Origin of the sequence: Phenylobacterium sp. (assembly GCF_036402295.1) — a bacterium.
In the GTDB taxonomy this organism is placed as follows: domain Bacteria; phylum Pseudomonadota; class Alphaproteobacteria; order Caulobacterales; family Caulobacteraceae; genus Phenylobacterium.
Window position 1 is genome coordinate 1 of the sequence record NZ_DASWTE010000129.1, and the last position, 18,303, is coordinate 18,303.

Annotated in this window: 19 protein-coding genes; 6 read left to right on the forward strand and 13 right to left on the reverse strand. The window is 70.7% G+C overall.

Annotated elements, in window-relative coordinates:
* Together xdhA and uraH are read right to left on the reverse strand one after the other, a co-directional pair.
* Window positions 1-1,094 (reverse strand): xanthine dehydrogenase small subunit (gene xdhA, locus VGD44_RS07990; RefSeq protein WP_331085667.1); only part of this gene is annotated, 1,094 nt, incomplete at its 3' end.
* Window positions 1,094-1,435: a hydroxyisourate hydrolase gene (uraH, locus tag VGD44_RS07995; protein WP_331085669.1), complete on the reverse strand. Its 342-nt coding sequence runs from the start codon at window positions 1,433-1,435 to the stop codon at window positions 1,094-1,096. The genes xdhA and uraH, both read right to left, overlap by 1 nt.
* Before the next feature lie 206 nt (window positions 1,436-1,641).
* Between uraH and puuE the strand changes: the two genes are divergently transcribed.
* The 3 genes from puuE to alc are packed head-to-tail and all read left to right on the forward strand — an operon-like array spanning window position 1,642 to window position 3,988.
* Window positions 1,642-2,550 carry an allantoinase PuuE gene (puuE, locus tag VGD44_RS08000; protein ID WP_331085671.1) on the forward strand — a complete coding sequence of 303 codons (909 nt, stop codon included), beginning with the start codon at window positions 1,642-1,644 and terminating at the stop codon, window positions 2,548-2,550.
* Entirely contained in the window at window positions 2,543-2,995 is a 453-nt protein-coding gene (gene uraD / locus VGD44_RS08005; protein WP_331085674.1) for a 2-oxo-4-hydroxy-4-carboxy-5-ureidoimidazoline decarboxylase, read from the forward strand. Before puuE ends, uraD begins: the two co-directional genes overlap by 8 nt.
* A gap of 9 nt (window positions 2,996-3,004) precedes the next feature.
* Window positions 3,005-3,988, forward strand: coding sequence for an allantoicase (gene alc, locus VGD44_RS08010; protein WP_331085676.1), 984 nt, complete (start codon window positions 3,005-3,007; stop codon window positions 3,986-3,988).
* Here the strand turns inward: alc and VGD44_RS08015 are convergent.
* The 9 genes from VGD44_RS08015 to VGD44_RS08055 form a co-directional block, all read right to left on the reverse strand.
* On the reverse strand, window positions 3,985-6,900 hold the full coding sequence (locus tag VGD44_RS08015; protein WP_331085678.1) for a P-loop NTPase fold protein: 2,916 nt from the start codon (window positions 6,898-6,900) through the stop codon (window positions 3,985-3,987). The genes alc and VGD44_RS08015 overlap by 4 nt on opposite strands.
* 104 nt (window positions 6,901-7,004) lie before the next feature.
* Window positions 7,005-7,625, reverse strand: coding sequence for an urease accessory protein UreG (gene ureG / locus VGD44_RS08020; RefSeq protein WP_331085680.1), 621 nt, complete (start codon window positions 7,623-7,625; stop codon window positions 7,005-7,007).
* Window positions 7,622-8,278: an urease accessory protein UreF gene (locus tag VGD44_RS08025; protein WP_331085682.1), complete on the reverse strand. Its 657-nt coding sequence runs from the start codon at window positions 8,276-8,278 to the stop codon at window positions 7,622-7,624. Before VGD44_RS08025 ends, ureG begins: the two co-directional genes overlap by 4 nt.
* Window positions 8,268-8,723 carry an urease accessory protein UreE gene (locus tag VGD44_RS08030; protein WP_331085683.1) on the reverse strand — a complete coding sequence of 152 codons (456 nt, stop codon included), beginning with the start codon at window positions 8,721-8,723 and terminating at the stop codon, window positions 8,268-8,270. Before VGD44_RS08030 ends, VGD44_RS08025 begins: the two co-directional genes overlap by 11 nt.
* On the reverse strand, window positions 8,723-10,429 hold the full coding sequence (ureC, locus tag VGD44_RS08035) for an urease subunit alpha (protein ID WP_331085685.1): 1,707 nt from the start codon (window positions 10,427-10,429) through the stop codon (window positions 8,723-8,725). Before ureC ends, VGD44_RS08030 begins: the two co-directional genes overlap by 1 nt.
* The gene (locus VGD44_RS08040) at window positions 10,429-10,734 is read right to left on the reverse strand and encodes an urease subunit beta (protein ID WP_349257055.1); all 306 of its coding nucleotides are present in this window, start codon (window positions 10,732-10,734) and stop codon (window positions 10,429-10,431) included. Before VGD44_RS08040 ends, ureC begins: the two co-directional genes overlap by 1 nt.
* The gene (locus tag VGD44_RS08045) at window positions 10,731-10,931 is read right to left on the reverse strand and encodes a hypothetical protein (RefSeq protein ID WP_331085687.1); all 201 of its coding nucleotides are present in this window, start codon (window positions 10,929-10,931) and stop codon (window positions 10,731-10,733) included. Before VGD44_RS08045 ends, VGD44_RS08040 begins: the two co-directional genes overlap by 4 nt.
* Window positions 10,932-10,941: 10 nt before the next feature.
* Complete coding sequence (locus VGD44_RS08050) at window positions 10,942-11,244, reverse strand: urease subunit gamma (protein WP_331085689.1); 303 nt, start codon at window positions 11,242-11,244, stop codon at window positions 10,942-10,944.
* Window positions 11,244-12,068 carry an urease accessory protein UreD gene (locus tag VGD44_RS08055; protein ID WP_331085691.1) on the reverse strand — a complete coding sequence of 275 codons (825 nt, stop codon included), beginning with the start codon at window positions 12,066-12,068 and terminating at the stop codon, window positions 11,244-11,246. The genes VGD44_RS08050 and VGD44_RS08055 overlap by 1 nt, the downstream gene beginning before the upstream one ends.
* Before the next feature lie 293 nt (window positions 12,069-12,361).
* Between VGD44_RS08055 and VGD44_RS08060 the strand changes: the two genes are divergently transcribed.
* The 3 genes from VGD44_RS08060 to upp are packed head-to-tail and all read left to right on the forward strand — an operon-like array spanning window position 12,362 to window position 15,423.
* The gene (locus tag VGD44_RS08060; RefSeq protein ID WP_331085693.1) at window positions 12,362-13,618 is read left to right on the forward strand and encodes a GTP cyclohydrolase II; all 1,257 of its coding nucleotides are present in this window, start codon (window positions 12,362-12,364) and stop codon (window positions 13,616-13,618) included.
* On the forward strand, window positions 13,619-14,782 hold the full coding sequence (locus VGD44_RS08065; protein ID WP_331085695.1) for a DUF1688 family protein: 1,164 nt from the start codon (window positions 13,619-13,621) through the stop codon (window positions 14,780-14,782). It begins immediately after the preceding gene.
* Window positions 14,783-14,793: 11 nt separating this feature from the next.
* Window positions 14,794-15,423: a uracil phosphoribosyltransferase gene (gene upp, locus VGD44_RS08070; RefSeq protein ID WP_331085698.1), complete on the forward strand. Its 630-nt coding sequence runs from the start codon at window positions 14,794-14,796 to the stop codon at window positions 15,421-15,423.
* Between the two features lie 228 nt (window positions 15,424-15,651).
* Here the strand turns inward: upp and VGD44_RS08075 are convergent, their stop codons facing one another.
* On the reverse strand, window positions 15,652-17,226 hold the full coding sequence (locus VGD44_RS08075; RefSeq protein ID WP_331085700.1) for a flavin monoamine oxidase family protein: 1,575 nt from the start codon (window positions 17,224-17,226) through the stop codon (window positions 15,652-15,654).
* A gap of 99 nt (window positions 17,227-17,325) precedes the next feature.
* Window positions 17,326-18,303 (reverse strand): CaiB/BaiF CoA-transferase family protein (locus VGD44_RS08080; protein WP_331085702.1); only part of this gene is annotated, 978 nt, incomplete at its 5' end.

Sequence of the window (18,303 nt, forward strand, 5' to 3'; positions counted from 1 at the left end):
ATCTTGAAGACGCGGCCAGGCGGAAGCTTCGGCACGATCACCGCCTCCACGAACTCGCCGGGCTGCCGGTCCTGCTTGCCGTAGGCCAGGAAGAAGGCCTCCAGTGGCATCTCGCGGCGCGCGGCGCCCTTGCGCAGGACCAGGGTCGCGCCGGCGGCGATCAGCGCCGGGGGCATGTCGCCGATGGGCGATCCGTTGGCGATGTTGCCGCAGACGGTGCCCAGGTTGCGCACCTGCAGCCCGCCCAGCCGACGCAGGAGCTCGTCGTACTCGGGATGCAGGGCCGCCAGGGCCGCGTGCGCGTCGGCGTAGCGGACGGCGGCGCCGATGCGGATGGCGCCGCCGAGATCGTCCATGGTGCGGAGGTCGCCGGCGTCGTTCAGCGAGACGACGGTGCGCAGGTCGCGATGCTGCTTGGTCACCCAGAGGCCGACGTCCGTGCCGCCGGCCAGGATTGTGGCGTCGGGGTTGGCCTCCAGAACGGCGGCCAGTTCGTCGCCGGAGCGCGGGGCGAAGAAGCGGCCGCCCTTGTGCTCCAGCGCCAACCCCTCGGCAGGCTGGATCGCCGCCAGCGCCGCGGCGAGGGCCGGGACCTCCTCGGCCTGCGGATCGGGGCCCATCGCTTCGCCAGCGGCCAGGATCGGGCCGTAGCCGGTGCACCGGCAGAGGTTGCCGGCAAGCGCGTCCTTCAGGCTGGCGGTGTCGGTCGCCGCGCCGTCGCGCTGGGCGGCGTAGAGGCTCATCACGAACCCCGGCGTGCAGAACCCGCACTGGCTGCCGTGCAGGTCGACCATGGCCTGCTGCACGGGATGCAGCGCGCCCTCCCTGCCCAGGCTCTCGACGGTGAAGAGGGCGCGGCCGTCCAGCACCGGCGCGAAGAGGATGCAGGCGTTCACGGCGCGGAACCGCACCTTGCCGCCTTCCAACTCGCCCAGGACCACGGTGCAGGCGCCGCAGTCACCCTCGGCGCAGCCTTCCTTCGTGCCCGTCCGGCGCAGGTGGTAGCGGAGCAGGTTCAGGACCGTGAGCGTCGGGTCAATGTCCGCGAGTTCGCGGACCTCGCCGTCCAGCAGGAAGCGGATCGGACGGCCCATCAGCTGCCCCGGTAGGTCGAGTAGCCGTAGGGACTGACGAGCAGCGGCACGTGGTAGTGCGCCGTCTTGTCCGCGATGCCGAAGTCGACGATCACCGTCTCGAGGAACGCCGGATCGGGCAACGGAACGCCCAGGTCGCGGAAGTACTCGCCCACGTCGAACTCAAGTCGGTACGCGCCGGGCGCCAGCGAGTCGCCGTTGAGCAGCGGCCTGTCCAGGCGTCCGTCCAGGTTGGTTATGGCCTCGACCAGCGTCTCATCGCCCCGGCGCAGGCGCAGCGACAGCCCGGCGGCGGGCTGGCCGTGCATGGTGTCGAGGACGTGGGTGGTGAGGCCGCTCATCTGGGTTCCGTTACCGCGGCCGTCCAGATTCCGCCCTGAGGCGCGGAATTGCAACCGTGGCGCAGGATTGCGACGGTGGCCTCCCCGACCATTCGTCGCTTAGGCTGGTTCGGTCTCGGCACGACGAATGGTCGGTTTTTGAGCAAAAGTGTTTGAGCGTTGGCGTTTCCGCCAACGCTCAGGCGAAGCCTGCTAAGCGGTCATCCATGCCCGACCCCTCCTATCCCCGCGATCTGATCGGCTACGGCAAGGATCCGCCGCACGCCAATTGGCCGCGCGGCGCGCGGATCGCGGTCCAGATGGTGCTGAACTACGAGGAGGGGGCCGAGAACTCCGTGCTGCACGGCGACGCCGGGGCCGAGACCTTCCTGTCCGACATGATCAATCCCGCGCCGGTCCTGGGCGCGCGGCACATGAGCATGGAGCAGATCTACGAATACGGCAGCCGCGCCGGGGTCTGGCGATTGCTGCGGCTGTTCGAAAAGTACCGGACGCCGGTCACCGTGTTCGGCGTGGCCATGGCCATGGAGCGCCATCCAGCGGTGGTAGAGGCGTTCCTGGCCGGCGGCCACGAGATCGCCTCGCACGGCTGGCGCTGGATCAACTACCAGGACGTGCCCGAGCGCATCGAGCGCGAGCACATGACGCGCGCCATCGACATCCACAAGCGGCTGACGGGCGAGCGGCCGCTGGGCTGGTACACAGGCCGCACCAGCCCGAACACCCGCCGGCTGGTCGCCCAGCACGGCGGCTTCCTCTACGACGCCGACGACTACTCCGACGACCTGCCGTTCTGGACGAGCGTGGACCGCAAGCCGCACCTAATCGTGCCCTACAGCCTGGAGTGCAACGACATGCGCTTCTCGGGGACCGGGCTGAACACCGGCGAGCAGTTCTTCCAGTACCTGAAGGACACCTTCGACGTGCTCTACGCCGAGGGCGCCGAGACGCCGAAGATGATGAGCGTCGGCCTGCACTGCCGGCTGGCGGGGCGGCCGGGGAAGCTGGCGGGGCTGGAGCGCTTCATCCGCCATGCGCTGGGCCACCAGGACGTCTGGTTCTGCCGCCGCGTCGACATCGCCCGCCACTGGCGGGAGCGGCATCCGCATGGGTGAAAAGGCGGCCTTCGTCGCCCGCTACGGCGGGATCTACGAGCAATCGCCGTGGGTGGCGGAGGCGTGCTGGCCGCCGCCCGAGGGCCTCGCAGCTGCCATGCGGGCGGTGGTGGACGCGGCGCCCCGCGAGCGGAAACTGGCGCTGATCCGGGCGCATCCGGAACTGGCGAGCCGAGCGAAGATGGCCGACGCCTCAATGAAGGAGCAGGCCGGCGCCGGGCTCGACCAGTGCAGCCCCGCGGAGTTCGAGGCCTTCCAGCGCCTGAACGCCGCCTACAACGCCCGCTTCGGCTTCCCCTTCATCATCGCCGTGAAGGGCCTGAGCCGCGCCGACATCCTGGCTGCCTTCGAGGCGCGCCTGGCAAACGACCCCGAGACCGAGTTCGCGACCGCCATGGCCCAAATCCATCGTATCGCGGCCTTCCGCCTCGCCGACCTGTTGTAGAGTCGCGCCATGTTCGAAGACCTTCGCCGCCAGTACGTGGACCTCGCCCAGCCGCGGCTGGGCAGCGAGGTGGTCTACGCCACCGACGACTTCTTCGCCGACAAGGCCCGGCTGATCGACCCCGCGCCGCCGGTGTTCATCCCCGGCAAGTACGACGACAACGGCAAGTGGATGGATGGCTGGGAGAGCCGCCGCAAGCGCACGCCCGGTCACGACTGGTGCGTGATCCGGCTGGGCGTGGCAGGCGTGGTCGCCGGCTTCGAGATCGACACCAGCCACTTCACCGGCAACTACCCGCCGGGCGCCGAGATCGAGGTCTGCCGTTCGGACGAGGCGAACCCCGAGGAGGGCTGGGTGAACGTCACCGGCCGCCTCCACCTCATGGGGAACGACCGCATCTACGTGCCGGTGGAGCATGCCCAGCCGATCACCCAGGTGCGTCTGCACATCTACCCGGACGGCGGCGTAGCGCGGCTGCGCGTGTGGGGACGTGTCGATCCCGACTGGTCGAAGGTCCCGGCGGACCAGGCGATCGACCTGTTGGCCATGGCCTGGGGCGGGCGGGGGATCATCGCCAACGACGAGCACTTCGGCCGCGTCGAGAACCTCACCGCGCCGGGCCGCGGCGTGGACATGGGCGATGGTTGGGAGACGCGGCGGCGGCGCGAGCCGGGCCACGACTGGGCGGTGCTGGAGCTGGGCACGTTCGGGCGAATCGAGGAGGTGATCGTCGACACCGCGCACTTCAAGGGCAACTACCCTGACCGCTGCTCGATCCAGGCGACGGCTCGGGCGCACGGCTCGCCGGCCGAGATCGCGACCCAGGCCGAGAGCTGGCCGGTGCTGCTGCCCGAGGTGAAGCTCCAGGCCGACCACATCCACACCTTCCGCGACGAATTGCAGGCCCTGGGCCCGGTGCGGTTCGTGCGGCTCAACATCTACCCCGACGGCGGCGTCAGCCGGCTGCGGCTGATGGGGCAGATCGTGCGCTAGCTGTTGATGTTGAACGAGAAGCGCCGCGTGACGCGCGCGATCCGCAGCGCTTCGCCGGCGCGGAGGTCGGCGCCGCGGAGCCGCAGCACCTCGTCCATCGCCGCGCGGAGGGCCGGGGAGGCGGCATAGGCGCCCGCTATGGAAGCGCCCGGGGCGTCCTTGCTCGCGAACGACTGATTGAGGTGTTCCAACGAATTCAGGGCCTTCAAACCCTGGAGGAGATTTTCGGCGACCTCGACTGGCTGGCCCGTCTCCACGGCCGCCATCAGGGCGATCACTGGGTAGGCCGCCGGGGTCGTGGCGTCGCCCAGGATCGAGACGCCGTCGGCGCTCAGGCGGCTGCGCACCAGGCGATAGACGTTGAGCAGGCGCTTCACACCTCGCGGTGTGCGGGCGGCGACGCCGGCGATGAACCCCGAGGCCAGGAAGGCGATCTCGTCTTCGGTGAGCTGGATGGTGGCGAGGCTGCGCCGGCGCCGCGACGGCGCATCATCGCCGTTCACCGGGGGAGGTTCGCCCTCGACCTGGATGATCGTCGTGTCGGTCGCCGCGACCGTCTCGATCGTCGGGGCTGGCTCTTCGCGGCGATTGTCTTCTCCCGCAGTCGACGAGCCGGGCTCCGCGGGCGCCATCGACGGGGCGGCGAGGTCGCGGACGTAGCGCCCGAAGCTGCCGCCATCGTCGCCCACGGAGAGGGGCGCGAGCCAGAACGCGACCTGGAAGATCTTCTCGAGGTAGGCCGCCGCCAGCCCCGTGAGGTCTTCGGGATCCATGCCGGTGGCCTCGCGCGGCGCCAGCGCCCGGGCCAGCGCGCCCTGCACCCGCTTCACGTCCACGCCGACCACGACGACGAAGAGCTCGAAGGCCAGCAGCAGATGGATGGCCTGCAGCACGTTGTAGACCTGCTCGTCCGTGCAGCGGTCGAGGTCGTCGATGTAGAGAATGATCCGGTCGGGCGCGCCGTCGCTCCGTTCCGCAGGCGGCTTGCGGCGTTCCTCGCGCACGATGTCGTCGACGGCCTGGAACAGGCGCCGCGTGCGCCCGATCAGGCCGATCTCGGCGGCCAGCGCTTTGGTGTCCGGATCGTCCTCCAGGACATAGCGGAGCAGCCGCGGGGGATTCGGCGAGCCGTCCGGCGAGACGTATCGGGACAGGCGTTGCGAGGCCTGGGCGGCCGCAGCCTGCAGCGCCTCGGCCTCGGCCGTCGCCTCGCGCAGCGCCACCTCCTTCTTGAGCAGTTCGTTCAGCGCGTCGCGGTCGGCCTTGCTCACCTGGAGGGCGATGCCTGCGCTGCGCTGGACGATGCCGCGCACGAGCTTGAACGCCGGGCTCGCAGTCACCGCGGCCGCCGCGGCGCCCAGGGCGCCCAGGGCCGTCAGGCTCGCCACGAGCTCGTTCCAGACCTCCTCCGGATGCCGCACGAGCTCGACCGCGAGCGCGGCGGCGACAACGGCGACGAGCCCCAGCAGCCCGAGGCTCAGCACGAGCCGCCGCTTCGACTTCGCGAGGACCCTCCAGATTGCGAGCGCCTGGCCGCCGATCGAGCGGGCGCTGGACGCCGCCTCGACGATGGCGTCCACGGCCTTGCCCGTGTCGACCCCGCTCACGGCCAGGCCCAGCGCGCTGAGGTTCGCCTTCTGGGCCTCGTACGCCTCGCCCAGCGTGTCGAGGGCCGCCTGGCCCAGCGTGGCGCCGGGCGCGGCCTCGGCGGCGGTGGCGGCGGCGTCGCGCGCCTTCTGGGCGTTGAGCACCGCCTTGCCGCCCGTGGCGGCGGCCTCGCGGCGGGCCTCCACCTCGGCGTTCAGCGAGTGGACGTGCCGGTTCACCCGCTCGACCAGGCCCGCGTGGCGTGCGCCGCTCGAGCGGTCCCAGCCGCCGGCCCGCAGCTGATCGAAGAACTCGGACGTCAGGCTGGCCCAGAGGTTGGCGTCGACGAACTGCCACGCGTTGAAGCGGATCTGGACGACGCGCTCGACGAAGCGGGCGGTCGGGCTTTCAGCCGACTCCGCCCGCGCGTCGCCGGCCTCGTCCGCCGCGATGCGCCGGACCGCCGCGTCAAGGCGGTTCATGAAGGTGGACTTGCCCGAGCCCCAGCCTCCGAACACCGCCACGGCCAGCGGCGCGGCGTCTTCCAGGCACATCAGGCGTGCGAGCGCCTCGGCGTCGTCCTGGGTCCGCAGGGGATCAGTCGGGCTGGGCGGCACGCTGTCGCGGCTGAAACCGGCCACTTCCTCCGGCGGTGGCGGGACCGGCGCGGCCTCCTCCCTCGCCACCGCCGCGACCTGCTCGGGCGTGACGCCGAGGACGGCGCACCAGCGCTCGAGGGTCTCGCCTTTCAGCGGCTCGATCATGACCCGCGACACGAGGTGGGCCTTCAGGGCGTCCATCCGCGGCGTGATGTCGACATCGAAGGCCAGGCGCGCCTGGTCCGCCAGCGCGTCGGTCACGATCATGGCGGCGAACAGGTGGCGCGCCTCGATGGTCGGTGGCCGACCGGTGTCTATCGCGATCTTTTCCGCCGGCTCGCTGAGCGCGCGCACCGACATCGAGGCGATGACGGCGTAACCGTCCGACGCGGCAGCGGCCAGGTCCTCGAGGGCGGTCTTCCGGTCTGGGCCGAGCGCGCGGCCGATGCGGTCCTCGCCGACTTCGCGGCCGATCCACGCTGCGAGCCAAGACGCGGTGTTGCCGAGCGTCTTGGACTCACGGTCCTGCCGCCCGGCTTCCAGGAACCCCAGGAACAGCGCGCGCATGTCGAAGACCAGCTGCCGCGCCCGTTGATCCACCACGAGGTAGCGCGCGCCCCGATGGAGGGCTTCGAGCAGCGTCGCCGACATCCGCGTCGGCAGGCCAACCTGCTGGGCGACCGTCCTGACGATTTCGTCCCATTCGGGCTGAGCAGCGCTGGCCATCGTCCGCCCCCAGGCGACAAGGTGACTCAGCGGGCGAGCAGACGCAATCGCTCGACTAGCGCGTGTGAGCCTCGCCGCCTCGCCCGCTCCAGGCTGGCTGCAGTCTAGGCGGCATGCGCCCGCGGCAGCCCACCGGCGTTCGTCAGGAATGCGACCACCTCGTCCAGGCCCTTGCCGCGCGTCAGGTCGGTGAAGACATATGGCCGCTCGCCGCGTTGGTTGCGGGCGTCAGCGTCCATGATCGCGAGGTCGGCGCCCACGTGGGGGGCGAGGTCCGTCTTGTTGATGATCAGCAGGTCCGAGCGTGTGATGGCCGGGCCGCCCTTGCGGGGGATCTTCTCGCCCTGGCAGACGCTGACGACGTAGAGGGTGAGATCCGCAAGGTCGGGGCTGAAGGTGGCCGCCAGATTGTCGCCGCCGCTCTCGATGAAGATCACGTCCAGGTCCGGGAAGCGGCCGCGCAGATCGGCGATGGCCGCGAGATTCAGCGACGCGTCCTCGCGAATGGCGGTGTGGGGGCAACCGCCGGTCTCGACGCCAAGAATGCGGGCCTCCGGCAGAGCCTGGAGGCGGGCCAGGATCAGGGCGTCCTCCTTTGTGTAGATGTCGTTGGTCACCACGGCGATCGACCAGCGGTCGCGCATGGCCTTGCAGAGCTTCTCGACCAGCGTGGTCTTCCCCGAGCCGACCGGGCCGCCGACACCGACGCGCAAGGGACCGCTCATGAGCCGAAGAGCCTCCCGTTCAGGGTTTCGTGCCGCATGGACGCGACGTCCGAGGCGATGCTGGCCGATCCGAGGTCGTCCAGGGTCGAGGCTGCGGCGCGGTTGGCTGTGCGCAGGATCACAGGCTCGAGCGCCGCGAGGACCTGCAACGCATCGGACTGGCCGAGCGGCACGGCCCGCACCGCCACGCTGACGAGGTTCGCGGAGAAGGCGTGCAGCCAGGCCGTCAGCGCCGGCTCCAGCGGAACGCCTGCTGCGCCCGCCGCGGCGCCCAGCGCGACGGGGTAGGGCGCGCGCAGGATCGGGGGCGGATTCCATGCCGCGACCGCCGTGAGGAACGCTTCGCCCTGGCTCATCGTCTCGCGCCGGCGCTCCACCGAGGGGGCCAGCGCCTCGGCCAGCTCGGCGACCTCGTCGAGCGCCACGTGGTCTTCATGGGTGACGGCGACCCAGGCGGCCTTGACCAGCACCGCGTCGCTCCATGCCGAGCCGTGCTCGAGAAGCGCGGCGATCCAGCCGGTGAGCGTGCGTACGTCGGTCACGGCGTCGTCGCGGATCGCCGTCTCCAGCCCATGAGAGAAACCGAACGCGCCGGTCGGGAAGGCCGGTGAAAGCCACGTGAGGAGCCGGAGCAGGCGGGCCTCAGTGGCCATGGGAATGCTCGTGGTAGGCGCCGCCTTCCGGGTCGAACGGCGCCTCGATCTCACGGATCCGGGCGCCTTGGTGCTCCAGCATGTGGGCGATCACGTGGTCGCGTCGGATCAGGATGCGGCCGTCCTCGACTTGGGCCGCGAGGTGACGGTTGCCGATATGCCAGGCCAGCCGGATGAGCTCGCCGGTCGAGCTAGCCGTGACCTCCAGCAGCGGCTCGGCCTTGGCCACCACCTGGATGACGCCGCCCGCCGCCAGTTCCAGGCCGTCGCCGTCCTTCAGGTGCGCCGCCTCGGCGAGGTCCAGCAGGTAGCGTGCGCCGGAAAGGCCGGTGAGGACGATGCGGCGCCGGTGGCGGCCGTCATAGTCGAGCACGACCATGTCGGCGGCGTTTCCGGTCCAGCCGCCGGCGGGCATGACGCGGGTGATGGGCGAGGGATCGGGCATCAGAACAGGAAGTACCTTTGGGCCATGGGGAGCACGTCGGCGGGCTCGCAGGTCAGCAGTTCGCCGTCGGCGCGGACTTCGTAGGTTTCGGGATCGACCTCGATGACCGGCGTGGCGGCGTTGTGGACCATCGAGGCCTTGCCGATACCTCCACGGACGTTCTCCACGGCCACCATCTCCTTCCAGAGTCCGAGCCGTTCCGGCAGGCCGCGCTCCAGCGCCAGCTTCGAGGTGAAGACGACGGACGAGCGGGCCACGCTCCGCCCGTAGGCCGCGAACATCGGCCGGTAGTGGACCGGCTGCGGCGTCGGGATCGAGGCGTTCGGGTCGCCCATCGGTGCGGCCGCGATGGATCCGCCGAGGAGCACCAGGTCGGGCTTCACGCCGAAGAACGCCGGGTTCCACAGGACAAGGTCGGCCCGCTTGCCCACCTCGACCGACCCGACATGGGCGCTCACGCCGTGGGCGATGGCCGGGTTGATCGTGACCTTGGCGATGTAGCGCTTCACCCGGGCATTGTCGGCGGGCCCGTCGCCGGGGAGGGGCCCGCGCTGCCGCTTCATCTTGTCGGCGGTCTGCCAGGTCCGGATCAGCACCTCGCCGACGCGACCCATGGCCTGGCTGTCGGAGGAGATGATCGAGAGCGCGCCGAGGTCGTGCAGAATGTCCTCGGCCGCGATCGTCTCCTTGCGGATCCGGCTCTCGGCGAACGCGACGTCCTCGGAGATCGACGGGTCGAGATGGTGGCAGACCATCAGCATGTCGAGGTGCTCGTCCAGCGTGTTGCGGGTGTAGGGCCGCGTGGGGTTGGTCGACGACGGGATCACATTCGCAAGGCCCGCCACCCTCAGGATGTCGGGCGCATGGCCGCCGCCGGCGCCTTCGGTGTGGAAGGCGTGGATCGTGCGGCCCTTGAAGGCGGCGATGGTGTCCTCGACGAAGCCGCTCTCGTTCAGCGTGTCGGTATGGATCATCGCCTGGACGTCGAGGTCGTCGCAGACCGTGAGGCAGCAGTCGATGGTGGCGGGTGTCGTGCCCCAGTCCTCATGCAGCTTCAGCGCACAGGCGCCGGCGGCGATCTGCTCGACCAGGGCGTCGGGCAGACTGGCGTTGCCCTTGCCGGCGAAGGCCAGGTTCATGGGAAAGGCGTCGGCGGCCTCGATCATGCGTTGCAGGTGCCAGGGGCCCGGCGTGCACGTGGTGGCGTTGGTTCCGGTCGCCGGTCCCGTGCCGCCGCCTAGCATGGTCGTGACGCCGCTCATCAGCGCTTCTTCGATCTGCTGCGGGCAGATGAAGTGGATGTGGGCGTCCATGGCCCCGGCGGTGAGGATCTTGCCCTCGCCGGCGATCACTTCGGAGCCCGGGCCGATCACGATGTCGACGCCCGGCTGCGTATCGGGGTTGCCCGCCTTGCCGATAGCGGCGATGCGGCCGTCCCGAAGGCCCACGTCGGCCTTCACGACCCCCCAGTGGTCGACGATCAAGGCGTTGGTGATGACGGTGTCGACCGCACCGGCCGCGCGGGTCGCCTGGCTCTGGCCCATGCCGTCGCGGATGACCTTGCCGCCGCCGAACTTCACTTCCTCGCCGTAGACGGTCAGGTCGCGCTCCACCTCCACGAAAAGCTCGGTGTCGGCTAGGCGCACCCGGTCGCCGGCGGTGGGGCCGAACATGTCGGCGTAGGTGGCGCGACCGATCCTCGCCATCAGAGCTTGCCCATCACGTCCTGGCGGAAACCGTAGACCGTGCGGCTGCCGGACAGCGGCACGAGGCTCACCTCGCGCTCCTGGCCGGGCTCGAACCGCACCGCCGTGCCGGCGGCGATGTCCAGCCGCTGGCCCCGGGCCGCGGCGCGGTCGAACCGCAGCGCCGGGTTGGTCTCGAAGAAATGGTAGTGGCTGCCCACCTGGATCGGCCGGTCGCCTGTGTTGGCCACGCGCAGGACCGTCACGGGCTGCCCGGCGTTCAGCTCGATCTCGCCGTCGGCCGGGATGACTTCGCCGGGGATCACTTGCGGGCCTTCGCGCGCCGCCAGAACCAGCGGCCGGTCACCGCCAGCACGACGAGACCGGCGGTCGCCAGCACGTGGTCCGGCTGGGTCAACAGGTGCCCCACCTGCTCGGCCAAGGCCAGCGTCTCGTGATGCCCCTCGTGGGCCAGGGCCGGCGTGGCCGCCAGGGCGGCGAGGGCGGTGAACGTCACGCGCATGGGCGTCTCCTCATCGTATAGGGTGGTGGACGGTCACCAGCTTCGTGCCGTCGGGAAAGGTGGCCTCGACCTGGACGTCGTGGATCATCTCGGCGATCCCCTCCATGACCTGGTCGCGGGTGATCACGTGGGCGCCGGCTTCCATCAGCTCGGCGACGGTGCGGCCGTCGCGGGCGCCTTCCACGACGAAGTCGGTGATCAGGGCCACCGCCTCGGGGTGGTTCAGCTTGACGCCGCGGGCCAGCCGTTTGCGGGCGACCTCGGCGGCCATGGCGACCAGCAGCTTGTCCTTCTCGCGGGGTGTCAGGTTCATCAGAGGCTCCAGACCCGCGGCAAGGGCGCGCCGTCGCGCAGGATCGTCAGGGCCGGAAGCAGGGCGCGGCGCAAGGTGAAGCCGTCCGCCGCCGTCACCCGGGCGTAGAGCCGACCATCGAAGGCGCTGGCGCCGCCCAGCGGGCCCAGCGCGGCGCGAAGCGGCTCGACGAACCGGCCGGCGTCGTCGGCCACCAGCAGGAGCGAGGCGAAGGCCCGCGCGCCGGCCAGCACGGCTGCCTGCGCGGCAAGGTCGGCGACCGGCCCCTCCAGCCGCAGATCGTCGGCGAACAGCAGCCGGCCCTCGCGCCGGATTCGCCAGCGGTCACGGAGGGAACCGGCCCGCACCGTCTCGGCCATGGCGGTGCGGCCCAGTACGACGGCCTCGACGGCCAGCAGCTGCGCGCCTGCGGCAAGGTCGGCCTCCAGCCGGCGGCTGAACGCGGCGCCGTCGAACAGGATGGTCTCCTGCGGCAGCCAGTCGATCCGGGCGCGCTCAGCCAGCGTCAGCGTCGTGCTCACCTCGGCGGCGCCGTCGCGGGCGCGGTAGACCTTCTCGCAGGCTTGCGTCGTCAGCGTGAGGTGCGCTTCGGGCCCGGCCTCGGCGCGCCACTCCAGGCGGTCGCCACCGGTGACGCCCCCGGCCGTGTTGATGAGGACCGCTTCGAGCGACGCCGCCTTCGGCAGGCGGATCTTGGCGCAGCCGTCCTGGTAGAGCCCCTGGAGCCGGGTGCGCCCGGTCACGGCGTGGACGGCGATCCGGCCGCAGCCGCGAGCCCGCTGCAGCACGGGCAGGTCAGGCAGCGAAGCAGGGCCTTGAATCATCGATACACCCTGGGGTGGTCCGGGAAGGTGTCCAGACAGCGCGGCCCGGCACATAGGCGTCAATCGCGGGCGCCTGTTTTTTGGGCGACGGCTCAGGCGCCCGGCGGCTGGCGTCCCCCCGATCGGTTCTCGCCATCGGTCGGCAGGAAACGGCGCGCGTCAAGGCGGCCCGAGGAGCGCCGTTCAGCACTTCTTGCCAATTCCGGGGCGTAGGATCACTGTTCGCCCTCAAAGGCCCTGCGCCGGCGAACCCGGCGGCAGGGCCTTTTCGACTCTGGAGGTTCGACACGCCCATGTCCGGCAACAGGACATCGCATATCCGTTTGACGTCGCATCCGGGCGCAGGCACGCCCAGCCGCTTTCCGCTGACCTGGGACGCCAAGACCGCCCGCGAGCGGGGCCCCGTGGTGGCCACCGCCAACGCCGGGACCGACCGCAACGCCATCGGCGCCCACGGCGGCGCCTACTCCGTCTACCGGGCCCTCGCCGTCGCGTCAGGCGCCATGGATCCGATGGTCCGGCCCGAGCTCGTGAACACGCATCCCGTCGTGCCGGTGGGGCCGCATCCGCAGTGGAGCGAGCCCGGCAAGATCGTCTCGCTCGACCCCTGGGGCGCCCGCATCGCCGAGGACTTTTCCGCCGAGATCGCCGAGGGCGTCGACATCCGCCCGACCATCGCGGTGACCAAGGCGCGGATCACTCTGCCGGAGATCGCCGACGCCATGCGCGCCGGGCGGCTGAGGGCCGACGGAAAGGTGCTGCACACGACCGGCGACGTGGCCGTCACCAAGGCCGCCATCGATCCGGTCTGGCATCTCCCGGGCGTGGCGGCGCGGTTCGGCGTTGAGGAGCAGCAGCTCCGTCGCGTGCTCTTCGAACAGACCGGCGGCATGTATCCCGAGCTGGTCACCCGGCCGGACATGCAGGTCTTCCTGCCGCCGATCGGGGGCATCACGCTCTACATCTTCGGCGACGCTACGAAGCTGGGCGACAGCCACGTCCCGCTGACCTGCCGCGTGCACGACGAGTGCAACGGCTCGGACGTCTTCGGGTCCGACATCTGTACGTGCCGGCCCTACCTCACCCACGGGATCGAGGAGGCGACGCGCCAGGCCCAGGCCGGCGGCACGGGCCTCATCGTCTACAATCGCAAGGAAGGCCGGGCGCTGGGCGAGGTGACAAAATTCCTCGTCTACAACGCCCGCAAGCGCCAGCCGGGCGGCGACCAGGCGGCCACCTACTTCGAGCGCACCGAGTGCGTGGCGGGCGTGCAGGACGCGCGCTTCCAGCAGCTGATGCCCGACGTGATCCACTGGCTGGGCATCCGCCGGATCGACCGCTTCGTCTCGATGTCCAACATGAAGTACGACGCCCTGGTGGGCGGCGGCGTCGAGATCGGCGAACGGGTGCCTATCCCGGACGAGCTGGTTCCGGATGACGCCAGCGTCGAGATGGAGGCCAAGAAGGCCGCCGGCTACTTCACGCCCGAGGGCGCGCCGTCGGACGACGACCTGAAGAAGGTCGTGGGCCGGGACCTGAAGGAATTCTGATTGTCGGACGCTTCTGATGCCCGCCGGCTGCTCTCGGCCGCGGCGGTGCGCGAGCGGGCGCACGAGATGCTGGCTTTGGCGGAGGCCGAGGCGCTGGCCGAGTGGCGGGTGGACCTGTCGCGGCTGGAGGCCGCCGCCGACCTGACCGCCGAGACGGTGCGGGCCAATTACCCGGACCTGAAGGTCCCGTTCCACGCGCGCTGGCGGCACTTCGTCGTCGACGGGCGTGACCTGTGGGCCGACCGGGAGAAGCCGTCCGACCCGAAGGCGCTGGGCCGCGCGGCGTTCGACCTGGTCATCCCGTCGGTGCTGCTGGACGCCGGCGCCGGCATGGGCTGGCGCTACCGCGACCCGGCCACCGGCGCGGTGCTGGCGCGGTCGGAGGGGCTGGGCGTGGCGTCGCTGCGGCTGTTCGAGTCCGGGGCCATGTCGTCGGACCCGGCCGATCCGCTGCGGGCCGACGCGCTGCAGAAGATCGACGCGGCGACGATTGCGCGGGCCTTCCAGGTGACGAACGACAACCCGCTGGTGGGCCTCGAGGGCCGCGCGGCGCTGCTTCGCCGGCTGGGCGACGCGGTGGGCCGGCCGGGCGCGCTGTTCGACATCCTGAGCAAGCATGCGGAGGACGGGCGGCTGCCCGCTCCGACCATCCTGGGCGTGCTGCTGGAGGCCCTGGGACCGATCTGGCCCGGGCGCCTCTCGCTCGACGGCGTGCCGCTGGGCGACTGCTGGACCCATCCGGCGGTCGACGGCTACGTGCCGCTGCATAAGCTCTCGCAGTGGATGAGCTACTCCCTGATCGAGCCACTACAGTGGGCCGGGATCGAGGTGACCGACATCGACGGGCTGACCGGCCTGGCCGAATACCGCAACGGCGGGCTCTTCGTGGACACCGGCGTGCTGGTTCTGAAGGACCCCGAAGACGCCGGTCGCGCACACCCGGTCGACGGCCCGCTGGTCGTCGGCTGGCGCTCCCTGACCGTCGCGCTGTTGGACAAGCTGGCGCCCATGGTGCGCGAGCGGCTGGGCGTGACCGCCGCCGAGTTTCCGCTGGCGCGCGTGCTGGAGGGCGGCTCGTGGGCCGCGGGCCGGCGGATCGCGAGGCAACTGCGGGCGGACGGCGGGCCACCCATCGCCGTCACCTCGGACGGCACGGTTTTCTAGGGGATCAGGACATGAAGGGCGTCACCGTCGTCGACCATCCGCTGGTGCAGCACAAGCTGACGCTGATGCGGAAGAAGGACACCTCCACCAAGAGCTTCCGCGAGCTGCTGCGCGAGATCGGCGCGCTGCTCTGCTACGAGGTCACCCGCGACCTGCCGCTGGAGATGGTGCAGATCGAGACGCCGCTCGAGGTGATGCAGGCGCCGCAGTTGGTGGGCAAGAAGCTGGTGTTCGCGCCGGTGCTGCGCTCGGGCATGGGGATGCTGGACGGGATGCTGGAGCTGGCGCCGGCTGCACGTGTGGCGCACATCGGACTCTACCGCGACCCGGCGACGCTCAACTGCGTGGAGTACTACTTCAAGGCGCCGGCCGACCTCGCCGAACGGGTCGTGATCGTCGTCGATCCCATGCTGGCCACAGGCAACACCGCCATTGCCGCCGTTGACCGCCTGCTGGAGGCGGGTGCGAAGCAGGTCCGCATGGCCTGCCTCTTGGCCTCGCCCGAGGGCGTGTCGAAGTTCCTGGGACACCATCCGGACGTCCGGGTCTGGACCGCGGCGATCGACGAGCGGCTGAACGACCATGGCTACATCCTGCCGGGCCTCGGCGACGCCGGCGACCGCATGTACGGGACCCGATGACAGCGGTGTCGGCGAGCGCGCTTGCCGGGAATCCGGGCGCCGGAGGGCAGGGCGTGGTTCGAAACCGAGCGTGCCGCGGCAAATCCCGGTCGCGGCTCACGCGGCGGTAGGCCAGCGATGTAATCGGTTGTCAGAGTGAGCTCGCCCTCTCGGGGCGTTCTCCTTCCTCGAACTTCGGGCCGCGCCCGGTAACCTGCGCGGCCCGCTTGTTCTCAGGCCCCTCTTGCTTCAGGCCGGCGCCGAGACGCGCGCCTGGATCAGCTTGATGGCCTCGTGGGCGGCCAGCGCCGCGCCCTCTTGCCAGGCGTTCAGGTAGCTCATGTGCTCGCCGGCGAAATAGAACGGCCCGTCCGGCTTACAGAGCGTGGCGTAATGCGTCGCCCGCAGATTGTCGGGCCAGAATGCCGAGACGCCCAGGCTATAGGGCGTGTCGGCCCACGCGACCGAGAACGGTTTCTCCAGCTCCTTGCCGCGGCCGGGATGGAACTTCTCGACCACCCGGCGCGAGACCGCATAGCGCTCCTCGAACGACATCGCGGCATAGCGCGATGGGTTCAGGATGTTCGAGAAGCCGGCCGAGTACGCGCCCACCAGCACGCCGGTCTTCTCGCCGAAGCCGCCGGACGGATACCAGACCACCTCGTTGGGCTCCTGGGTCCAGCCCAGGCCGCCGAACTGGAAGTCGTCCTGCTCCCAGAACCGGCGGCTCTGCCAGCCGACCTTGGTGGACGTGCCGTAGAGCTTGCCGCCGGCCTCGACGGCCGCCTTCACCGGGGCTGTGAAGTCGGCCGGGATCTTGGCCAGCACGGGGAGCGGGATCGTCACCATCACGTGGTCGGCCGTGATCGTCTTCGTTCCCGTGGCGTCGGCGTAGACGATGCGGCCCTTCGCGCCGTCGCGGCGGAGTTCCTTCACCACCGCGTTGAAGGTCACGAGCGGCTTCACCTGCTCGTAGAGGGCGTACGAAATCCGGTCCATGCCGCCGACCGGCTGCAGCATGGTCGCCTGCATGTCGATGAACTCTTCGAAGAAGCCCGAGATGCCCCAGAAGCGGGCGTCCATCATGTCCTTCAGGCGCAGGGGTTCCAGGCCCTTCGGCGGGTGGTCGTAACCACCCGGGTGGGCCGAGAAGCCGCCGCGGCCCTCGGCGCCGGTGTACATCCGCTTGCGGTCGAGGCCGCCGTAGCCGGCGAGGTAGCCCAGCAGGCGCTGCTTATCGAGGCCGGTCAGCTCCTTGTCCAAGGCGCCCTGGTCGATGGCCTTGGAGAGCAGCTCGGCGAAGGCGCCGCGGGTGTCGTTGATCGCCTGGCCGTTGGTGATCACCTTGCCGCCGTAGTCCAGCTTGGCCACGCGGTTGGCATTGACCATCACCTCCAGCGGCACGCCCAGGTCACGGCAATACCCGAGGATGGCGTGGTGGATCTGGGGGATGCGGGCAGGGCCGGCGTTCATGTAGTGGTTCGGGCCGGCGTCCCAGTCCACGACCTGGTCCGGCCGGCCGTTCTGCTGGATCACCGTGCCGCGCCGCACGCTCCAGGCCCGGCCGCCAGGGCGCTCGCGGGCCTCCAGCACGGTGACCTCATAGCCCGCCTTGCGCAGTTCGTACGCCGCGACGAGGCCCGCGATCCCGGCGCCCAGGATGACGACCCTCACGCCTTGGCCGCTGCCCGCGGGCAGCTTCGGCGGACCGGCGTAGGCGCGGGGCGCGGCCAGCAGGCCCAGGCCGGTCATGGTCACGAACAGCGCACTGTAGCCGCCTGTCAGCCCGACACGCTCCAGGAAGGCTCGTCGCGAGATTCCCATGCCGCTCTCCCCACGTTCCCCGAACGCAGGTTTGACCGGCCACACCGGGGAAGCAAGCCGCGCTGAGATCGGCGGTCGGATTCGGCGCGCGGGCGCCTGCTAGAGCACCGCCGCGATCTCGTCTGGCGTCAGCCCGGCCGCCTCCAGCACCTCGCGGGTGTGCTCGCCGAGGCGCGGGGCGGCGCGGCCGACGGGCGGCGCGCCCTCCGGAAACCGGACCGGCGTGGCGGGCGCCCGGAAGCGGCCGCCCAGTCCGTCCTCCAGCTCGACGAAGCAGCCGGCGAGTTGCGCCCGCTCGGAGGCGGCGTGCTCGGCCAGCGTGCCCAGCGGTCCCCAGGCCACGTCCAGGCTGTTGAGGCGTTCGCCGATCTCCTCGAGCGTGAACTGGGCGAAGCCCGCGTCGCAGATGGCGCGCGCCTCGCGCACCACGTCCATGTCCAGCATCGGCGGCTCGAAGCGTGGGTCCGCCACCACCTCCGGCCGATCGATGGCGATCATCACGTTGGTGAAGCAGTCGACGTTCTTCGGCACAATCACCAGGTGGCGGTCATCCTTGGTCCGGAAGAACCCCGAGATCGCCACGGGGCGGTCGTTGCGCGGGCCCGCTGTCTGCACCTCGCCGTAGTAGAGCTGCAGCGCCAGGTCCCAGCTGATCGCATAGCTGCCGGCGCGGAGCAGGCTGGTCTCCACCAGCCGGCCCTTGCCGGTGGAATGCCGCTCGTGCAGCGCCGCCAGGATGCCGGCCACCGTCGTGATCGCGGTCACGTGGTCGCCGAAGCCCGGGCGCGAGGGGAACGGCTCCTGGTCGGTGGGGATCGTGGCCCGGGCCACGCCGCTGCGGGCCCAGAAGGCGGTGATGTCGAACCCGCCCTCGTTGGCGTAGGGGCCGGTGAGGCCGAACCCGGTGACCGCGGCGTAGATCAGCTTCGGGAACTCGGGCTTCAGGCTCTCGTAGTCGAGGCCGATCTTCTTCAGCGATCCGGGCCGCGTGTTGGTGACGAAGACGTCGGCGTCTTTCAGCAGCGCCGTCAGGGCGGCGCGGCCCTCCGGCTTGGTGGTGTCGAGCACCACGCCTTT